We start from the raw sequence: 8,524 nt of genomic DNA, 5'->3' as shown, positions 1-8,524 counted from the left end.
GGGAGCGACAGCCGAAGCACTTCATTTTAGTGAACAGTTTCCTTCAACAGCCTACGAAGAGATGTGTTCAGACTGTCAACGATTGAACCGTCCATGTAAAGTCAATTTGAGTCTTGTATCGCCCTAAAGTCAATCTCTATCAACGGTTAAGAGTCAATCATACGCTGCGAAAGTTGAGTTATTATTTATAGATCTTAAGAAAATAGAAAAAAGTTGCCCATCGGTCCAATGACCTTTGAACAACCTCTATTTATCATTTCGTTTTTGGTGTTTCTTCTTCTTGTTTAACTGGTTCATTATGCGGTCCATATTGAAAATAACCTTCCATCACTTGCTCATGTACAATGCTTTCTCCCTGCTCTTCATAAGTTACATTTGATAATTTATGTTCCTTCATAATCAATCTCTCCTTTATTAATTTATCTTGTTTAATATGTCCTAACAATGAGGATTTACTTTTCTTTTCACAAGGAGGATATTGGTAATTCTTTTATAATTAAAGAACCCTTTGAATAAGCTGAACTGAACTATCATAATAATATCTTACTAAATTCTGAATTTAGGTGAGTAAGTTTCAGGCATTCCTACATCACCTAAAAAAGGTGAACATAAAGGATTTTCCTTTATATCCACCTTTTTATCAATTTTAAATGTTGATTCACTACTAAGCCTTATTCAAAAGCTCTTCCGCTTTAAGTAAAGCAATTTTCACTTGTTCAAAACCTGTTCCACCGGCACTATTCCGTCTAGCTACAACGTTTTTAGGTTGAAGAACATCAAAAATATCTTCTTCAAACAATTGGCTCGCTTCCACATAGTCCGTAAATGGCAAATCAAGCAAAAATACTCCTTTTTGAATCGCGACTAACACGAGTTTTCCAACGACTTCATGAGCCTGTCGGAAAGGCATTCCTTTCGTTGCTAAATAATCTGCAAGTTCTGTTGCATTTGAGAAATCTTGATTAACGGCTTTTTCCATCGTTTCGTGACGAACAGACATAGTTTCGATCATCCCAGCAAAAATAAGCAAGGAGCCTTTAACCGTTTCAACCGTATCAAACATTCCCTCTTTATCTTCTTGCATGTCTTTGTTATAAGCAAGTGGCAAACCTTTGAGTGTCGTTAATAGCGAGAATAAATTTCCGTAAACTCGTCCTGTTTTTCCACGAATTAACTCTGCCATATCAGGGTTTTTCTTTTGCGGCATAATGCTACTTCCAGTTGCAAAAGCATCATCTATTTCAATAAATTGAAACTCTTGTGAAGACCATAAAATTAACTCTTCACAAAGACGCGAAAGATGCATCATTAAAGTCGATGACGACGCAAGAAATTCGATAATAAAGTCACGATCACTTACCGCATCAATACTATTTTCGTAAATGCCTTCAAACCCAAGTAATTCCGCTGAATAATGACGATCAATCGGAAAAGTCGTCCCCGCAAGAGCTCCTGCACCAAGTGGTGAGATGTTTAAACGTTTTTGACTATCTTCTAAACGACCATAGTCGCGCTCAAGCATCCAGAAATAAGCAAGGAGGTGATGGGCAAATGAAACAGGCTGAGCACGTTGTAAATGTGTGTACCCTGGAATCATTGTCTCAACATGTTCAGATGCTTGTTTAACTAGAGCTTCTTGCAATTTTTTAACGGCTGTCATAATCTCTTTTGTTTGATTACGCAAGTACAAATGCATATCGGTGGCTACTTGATCATTTCGACTTCTGCCTGTATGCAGCTTCCCACCTACCGGGCCAATTTCATCAATTAAAAATTTCTCTAAATTTAAATGAATATCTTCATTTTGAACCGAAAATTCTAATTGTCCAGCCTTCGCTTTTTCACGTAAAGTTAATAGGCCACCTTTAATCAAATCTACTTCATCATCAGGTAGAATCTTACACTTCCCTAACATCGTGACATGAGCAAGACTGCCTTCGATATCCTCATCAACTAACTTCTGGTCGAAGCCGATTGACGCACCAAATGCGTCAACCCACTCCTCTGCTGTTTTAGTGAAGCGTCCTCCCCAAAGTTTTGTCACAGTGTTACCTCCTTTTTCTCTTTGTTCACCATACTGTGTACTTTTGTCGTTAAGCCCCAAAGAGAAATGAATCCAATAGCTGCACTGTGATCAAACTCGTCATCCGTTGAGTAAGTAGCTAGCTTCTCATCATATAAAGAATATGGCGATTTGCGCCCTTCTACAATGGCATGACCTTTAAATAGTTTCACACGTACAACACCTGTAACCGACTTTTGTGTTTCTTTTAAGAATGCTTGAAGTGCTGGTTGTAAAGGAGAGAACCATAAACCGTCATAAATAAGTTCTGTAAGTTTTTTTGCGACCACTGGTTTAAAGTGAGCCACTTCTTTAGTTAACGTAATATCTTCTAATTCTTTATGTGCTTTAATTAATGTCATAGCACCAGGACATTCGTACACTTCACGTGATTTAATACCAACGAGGCGGTTTTCAACGTGATCAATACGTCCAACTCCATGTTTACCCGCTAAATCATTTAAATATAAAATTAATTGATCCAGTTGATATTTCACACCATTTACTGCAATTGGAACACCTTGCTCAAACTCAATTTCAATAATATCTGCTTGATCAGGAGTGTTTTCTAATGAATTCGTTAATTCATACGCTCCTTCTGGTGGAGTTGCCCACGGATCTTCTAACACGCCACATTCATTCGCACGTCCCCAAAGATTTTGATCCACTGAGTACGGATTATCTAAATCAATTGGAATCGGAATATTATTCTTCTTTGCATAAGCAATTTCTTCATCACGCGACCATGCCCACTCACGAACAGGAGCTAGCACTTCAAGGTTTGGATTTAATGCTTGAATTGAAACCTCAAAACGAACTTGATCATTTCCTTTCCCCGTACAACCATGTGCAACCGCTGAGGCACCCGTTTGTTCAGCAATTTCCACTAATTTTTTAGAAATTAATGGACGTGATAAAGCTGATACGAGTGGATATTTTTCTTCATACATTGTATGAGCTTGTAGGGCTGGCAAAACAAAATCTTCAGCGAATTCTTTCTTAGCATCGATTGAATAAGATTCTATTGCCCCAACATCCAAAGCTTTTTGTTTAACAAAGTCTAAATCTTTTCCTTCTCCTACATCTAATCCAACAGCAATGACATCATATCCTTTATCTGATAACCACTTAATTGCAACCGATGTATCTAATCCTCCAGAATAAGCTAAGACAACCTTCTTTTTATTCATAATTGTTCCCTCCGTTGAATATTAATACTCTCATTATTATTTTTATACATTTATTTTTAAAAGAAAAGAGCTGAAATGGCTCTTTATATTTTTGCATAAAATTCAAATCAACATTTATTAATATACATACTTTAACAATGAACTCCCATTTTGGCAATAGGTATTTGAAAAGTTTTTTGAAATAAATTTTGGTATCTTTTTATTGGCTTTTTTCGCCTAAGCCGTTACCGTTTCTCCACTAAATGTCAACTCTTCTTTATGCTGTACTTAACATATGAATTCGTTAAACAAGCAACTTTCCGAAAGCAGATTATAATTTCGTCTGCATAAAAGAAGGGAAGAAATCGACTATTCTCCCCCTCTTTTAATCATTCATCTTCCAACCTAGATAAGAGCAATCGTTTTTGATAAAAGTGCTCTGCGACATCGGTTACTTGCTTTGTTAGTTGATAGTTCATCCCTGCTCCAACGGCCACACCAAGCAGTGGTACCCCTTGAATCCATTTTTTCCTTAGTGTTGAAATGAGAATGTTCTTTCCAACTTGTCTAATTAATTGACCAAACCAAGCAGCTTCAAATACTTTATCTTCCCCTTCAAAGAAAATATGCTCTTCATCATAATAAGTAATTTCTTCAAATAAAGCATCCCAAACCTCCTGCTGATAAGGTCTTGGCAAAGTCGATAAGTAATAAACTTTTAAAGCAATGACTTGTTCAAGTGGTTTCTTTGTATCATATCCATAAATCGTCGCGAGTTGCTGTATTGTTCTTAAATGAATAGCAGCTAATAAAGGAAGATCAATACTCAATAAAACAAAACCACCTAAGCCTGTGACACTCCCTTGGCCAACAGATAACAATCTTTGTTTTGCCATAAACTGCTCTGATAAATAGTGTAATTGATCAATCGATAGTGTTTGCATGTCTTCCACATGTTCAATTTCTGGATTAAACAACCGTGCATATCGAAATATTTTCTGAACTAACTCTTTTTCACTTTGGTTGTTCTGAATAAAAGACTGTAATTGAATAAAAATTGAATCGAGTTGACGTAAATATTTCGGGTCGATCTTCATTTCATTGAAATTAAAAGCTGGTCGTGATGGAGAAATACGCTCGCCTTTCCCCTTTTGACTCAATTGAAGATAATCAACTTCCCATTGTAAAATCTCTTCTAATCTTTTTTGCTCTCTTTTTGTATTAACCATCTATTCACCTACTCTTCTCTACATCAAAAATTTTCTCACTTTACGAAGAAGACTGTACCTTAGAACTTAATTCTTTTAAGTGATGAAAAAAGATCGCCTCATTTGTCTGAGGTGAAACCGCACTGCCCCAGCCATTTTCTAATGGACCATATTGACTAACGACACAGTGCTTTAATAACAATAATTCGTGATCCTGCCTGTCAATTCCTGCCTCCAAAATCGCCTCATAAATAAGCTCATAACTTAAAATCACTTGACCTAGAAGTTCACCTTCTTTTGTCACACTTGGTGCAAGTGGATCATCTAACATTTTAATCAATCCAATATTATGTAGCATACATGTTGCCAAAATGACGTCACGGTTAATTTTCGGATAAAGTGGAAAAAGCTGTGTCGCACTTTGGCACAGCTCGACAAGATGCTCTAATTGTCCAGCATAATAAGCATGATGAAATTGTTTTGAGGCTGGATACGTTGTTATTTTTTCACGATACGCACGTTTACCAAATATCGTTGTCACAATCTTTTTTAAGCTAATCGATTGAATTTCATCCATATACATTCTTAATTCTAACCAAAGAGTCTCTCTTGATAATCCTTCTTTTGTGAGCAATTCCGTCACATTAATTTGATCTTCTTCTGTTGTTAACCGCATTTTTTGGATACTTAACTCTTTTTTATTTCGATAACTGGTTATGATAGCTTCTATTTTAACAATCGATTTTTTCTGAACGCTTTTTTTCAACTCTTCCCCAATATCCCACATTTTAGCTGGAACCTTTTCTAAATGTCTCTCCAACATAAATGATCCATATTCACTTCCATTAACCGCTTGTTTAATTTCCTTTTCCCGAACGAAAAAAAATCCAACCACTTTTTCTCCTTCGTTTTTTTGCAGCAATGAACTCATACAACCGACTCCCCTTTACCTTTACTTAATCTATTATATGCAAAGGTATGTATACTCATCATATCGAATTATCCGCTTAATTGCATTAACTCACACTTATCGAGTAGGAGGCACGTTACCGTGCCTCTTACTCGATATACTTTTATTTTTTTTCTACTTGATGATTTAAATTAAGCAGATATAATTAAAGAGAGGCTTAATTTACAGTGAAATTGCATATATTTAGATATATACCATCTTTAAGTAAAGAGAGGCGGTAATAATTTGGATAAGAAAAAGTTAGTATACTTTGTATTTTTTGTTTTTTTATTATTTTGGTAGGGTGTTCACAGGACTATGAAGAAAATACAGAAAATCCAATGACAGCTGAAGAGATTTTAACGAAAGAGCCAGATGCTGATATTTTTATGTTTAATGAATTCATTTACCAAGCTAATATTGATTGGGTTGACGAAATGACTCTAATCTCTGGTGAGAAGATTGGAGAAATTACAGAACAAGCTGTTGATGGTCATTATAATTATACAAATGGGATGGCAAATAAATTATCAGTAGGGGCAACTATTTACGAGGTAGAAGAGGATAATGCAAACGAGAACGGTATAAATGAAGGTACCAATTTCATCTTAATTGTAAATGACAATGGGGAAGAAAAATATTATCTTGCTTCTACAGAAGGATAATTGAACTATTTATGGAGCGCTAGAAGAAAACTCGGTAGTCGCACTATAATTAACGCCACTTTTAAGAGAAAAGAGGCTGGGACATAACTGATCTTAAAAGTAAAAACGAGTACGGTGAATCGGTTTTGATTCATCGTACTCGTTTTTTGATGGTTTTTTCTCTGTCTATCTCTTGGAAACGTGCTCAAGGCAGTGAACTTCCTTAAGTTCACTGCCATAAGGGCGAGGCCAAGTTCATTGTGAACCTTGGCTTTACCTCTCACCGAAAAACGAGTGAAACGCAAATCCGCCTTCAAATTCCCAAAAACTGGTTCTACATCGGTTTTACGCTTGCCATAGATAGCCCCTGTTTTTTCGTTTGAAAGCAGTTCATTGATATATGTTTTTTGGGTTTCCCACTTTTTATTTCGGTAGACTTTTCGGTTGTTCTCTTCTTTCGCCGTTGTACAACTTGAGCGAAATGGACAACCTGTACAATCTTCACATTCATAGACTCGAAATGTTCGTTGAAAACCCGTTCTATCTTTTCGTTTGGATTCATACTGAAAGGGAATAAGTTGATCATTTGGGCATGTGAAGGCATCTTTCTCTTGATTATACATCCAATTATCCACATGAAATGGGTTTTTCTTATGCTTCTTTGTTTTCTCTTTCCGATAGGTCCCATACGTCATAAGCGGCGTTCGTTGTTTCTGTTCTATGATGTCATTATAGTTTTGTTCACTGCCATATCCGGCATCAGCGACAATATACTCAGGTAACTCAAAGAACCGATCAGCAATGGTCTCTAAAAAAGGGATCAGCGTGCGAGTATCCGTTGGATTTGGGAAGAGATCATAAGCGAGCGTAAATTGATTTTCGGTGGCGATTTGAACATTGTACCCTGGTTTGAGCTGGCCATTCTTCATATAATCGTCTTTCATCCGCATAAACGTGGCATCGACATCTGTTTTAGAATAACTGTTTCGCTCGCCCAAAAGCCGCTGGGCTTGGTCATACTTACGCTTGCGTTGCACAAAATCATAAAAATGTTTGCGAGATTGTTTAGGACCTTTTCGTGCAGAACGTAACGCTTTGCGCTCACTGACGATTTCACTCGCTTCTATTTGTTGATCAAAAGCCTCGACCCTTTCTTCTAAATGCTGGAGGATGACTTCAAGCTCTTCGGTACTGAATTCATCCTCGCTTTCGCGCTGAATCTCTGGAATGACTTGGTCTTGAAGGAGTTCTTCGTACATTTTCGCCGATTTATCCATTAGACTTTGACGATAACGGTCCACGGATTTACGCCAAACAAAGGTGAATTTATTCGCGTTTGCTTCCAGTTTCGTTCCATCAATGAAAATAGCTTCTTCTTTAATGTGATGCCCTTCGACTAACTGACAACGGAATTGAATAAAGCACTGCCGGATGAGTCCACTTACTTTTGGGTTTGCACGGAAGAGATTAATCGTTCGATAGCTCGGTTCTTCTCCTTGAGAGAGCCACATCATCCGCACACTATCTTTCAGAAGAGCTTCCATCTTTCGACCTGAAAACACGGATTGTGTATAGCCACATAAAATAACTTTCAGCATCATACGAGGATGATATGCACGACGCCCCGTGTTTTGGTCGAATTCTCGAAACGCTTCCTCCGGGATACTTTCGACTAAATTATGGATAGCGAAGGCTATATCATTTTCTTGGAGCTTTCTTTCTATATCTAAAGGCAAAACCACTTGATTCATGTTATAATGCTTAAACATAAGGACCCTTCTTTCTGATTAATTTTGTTGTGGTGACTTTATTTTATCAGAAGTGGTCCTTATTTTTGATCCCTAAACGTCAGAAAGCCGATGAAAATTCCTAGGAATTTTCATCGGCTTTCTTTTTTACTTAGAGGAGGGTTTTGTCCCAGCCTCTTTTCTCATCTATCTATTTATTAATCGGAATTTGCTGAAATTCTATCCAATTATTCATATTTAAGTTCAGCAGGAGAATTTATTTTTATAATATTCTAAAAATTCTTCCTATTAAGATATTTATAGTTTATACTATTTTTAGTAATAGATTTACATTATAAGGAGGAATAATGTTAAATGGGAGGAAAAAAGAAATCAGTGTTTTTGTGCGCGTTTATACTATCTATCGGGTTAGGAGTACTTGTTCCAAAGCATGCAGATGCTTATTACAGTGGTAGAGTACCTGGTTCGACAGACATACCTATTTCAATACCTAATGTAACTTCCACAATGTACTCTACAGCGTGGAATAGTGCAATTAATAATTGGAATAATAATGTTAGTAGAAATCAATTTATCCGTCACACTAGTGGTAATATTGCTTCAGTTGAATTTGACAGTGCAAGACCAAGTGCTTACGGAAGAATAATCTATCAAGGAGCCTCAAATAGAACGACACCATTTCGGACTTACCTTAACTCAATTGTAGCTGACATTCGCGATTTTGCAACTGTTCGTCGGAGTACG

At 36.8% G+C, this 8,524-nt stretch carries 8 protein-coding genes; 2 read left to right on the top strand and 6 right to left on the bottom strand.

Going from position 1 to position 8,524, the window contains the following annotated elements; all coding sequences use genetic code 11:
- Positions 1 to 253 precede the first annotated feature (253 nt).
- The 5 genes from BALCAV_RS22480 to BALCAV_RS19985 form a co-directional block, all read right to left on the bottom strand.
- Positions 254 to 397 (bottom strand): hypothetical protein, encoded by a 144-nt coding sequence (locus BALCAV_RS22480; protein WP_160173444.1) that lies wholly within the window; start codon positions 395 to 397, stop codon positions 254 to 256.
- 267 nt (positions 398 to 664) lie between these two features.
- Positions 665 to 2,044 (bottom strand): argininosuccinate lyase, encoded by a 1,380-nt coding sequence (gene argH / locus BALCAV_RS20000; protein ID WP_003320963.1) that lies wholly within the window; start codon positions 2,042 to 2,044, stop codon positions 665 to 667.
- Positions 2,041 to 3,252 (bottom strand): argininosuccinate synthase, encoded by a 1,212-nt coding sequence (locus tag BALCAV_RS19995; RefSeq protein WP_003320964.1) that lies wholly within the window; start codon positions 3,250 to 3,252, stop codon positions 2,041 to 2,043. Before BALCAV_RS19995 ends, argH begins: the two co-directional genes overlap by 4 nt.
- Before the next feature lie 368 nt (positions 3,253 to 3,620).
- Entirely contained in the window at positions 3,621 to 4,460 is an 840-nt protein-coding gene (locus BALCAV_RS19990) for an EcsC family protein (RefSeq protein ID WP_003320965.1), read from the bottom strand.
- A 40-nt stretch (positions 4,461 to 4,500) separates the two neighbouring features.
- Positions 4,501 to 5,370, bottom strand: coding sequence for a hypothetical protein (locus BALCAV_RS19985; RefSeq protein ID WP_003320966.1), 870 nt, complete (start codon positions 5,368 to 5,370; stop codon positions 4,501 to 4,503).
- A 359-nt stretch (positions 5,371 to 5,729) separates the two neighbouring features.
- On the opposite strand from BALCAV_RS19985, the gene BALCAV_RS19980 reads away from it, so the two are divergent.
- The gene (locus BALCAV_RS19980; RefSeq protein ID WP_052044423.1) at positions 5,730 to 6,053 is read left to right on the top strand and encodes a hypothetical protein; all 324 of its coding nucleotides are present in this window, start codon (positions 5,730 to 5,732) and stop codon (positions 6,051 to 6,053) included.
- 5 nt (positions 6,054 to 6,058) lie between these two features.
- Here the strand turns inward: BALCAV_RS19980 and BALCAV_RS19975 are convergent, their stop codons facing one another.
- Positions 6,059 to 7,801 carry an IS1182 family transposase gene (locus BALCAV_RS19975; protein WP_003320968.1) on the bottom strand — a complete coding sequence of 581 codons (1,743 nt, stop codon included), beginning with the start codon at positions 7,799 to 7,801 and terminating at the stop codon, positions 6,059 to 6,061.
- A gap of 354 nt (positions 7,802 to 8,155) precedes the next feature.
- Between BALCAV_RS19975 and BALCAV_RS19970 the strand changes: the two genes are divergently transcribed.
- The coding region (locus tag BALCAV_RS19970; protein WP_152563072.1) for a hypothetical protein at positions 8,156 to 8,524 on the top strand (369 nt) is incomplete at its 3' end.

Origin of the sequence: Alkalihalobacillus alcalophilus ATCC 27647 = CGMCC 1.3604 (genome assembly GCF_000292245.2) — a bacterium.
GTDB classification, from domain to species: Bacteria; Bacillota; Bacilli; order Bacillales; family Bacillaceae_D; genus Alkalihalobacillus; species Alkalihalobacillus alcalophilus.
Note: the sequence above shows the minus strand (reverse complement) of the source record. Positions and strands in the feature narration are given on the sequence as shown.

What these genes read in the sequence shown, in the direction of transcription:
- BALCAV_RS19980 (WP_052044423.1), top strand. Translation starts at nt 5,730, where the DNA reads ATGACAGCTGAAGAGATTTTAACGAAAGAGCCAGATGCTGATATTTTT.
- BALCAV_RS22480 (WP_160173444.1), bottom strand. Translation starts at nt 397, where the DNA reads ATGAAGGAACATAAATTATCAAATGTAACTTATGAAGAGCAGGGAGAA.
- BALCAV_RS19990 (WP_003320965.1), bottom strand. Translation starts at nt 4,460, where the DNA reads ATGGTTAATACAAAAAGAGAGCAAAAAAGATTAGAAGAGATTTTACAA.
- BALCAV_RS19975 (WP_003320968.1), bottom strand. Translation starts at nt 7,801, where the DNA reads ATGTTTAAGCATTATAACATGAATCAAGTGGTTTTGCCTTTAGATATA.
- BALCAV_RS19985 (WP_003320966.1), bottom strand. Translation starts at nt 5,370, where the DNA reads ATGAGTTCATTGCTGCAAAAAAACGAAGGAGAAAAAGTGGTTGGATTT.
- BALCAV_RS19995 (WP_003320964.1), bottom strand. Translation starts at nt 3,252, where the DNA reads ATGAATAAAAAGAAGGTTGTCTTAGCTTATTCTGGAGGATTAGATACA.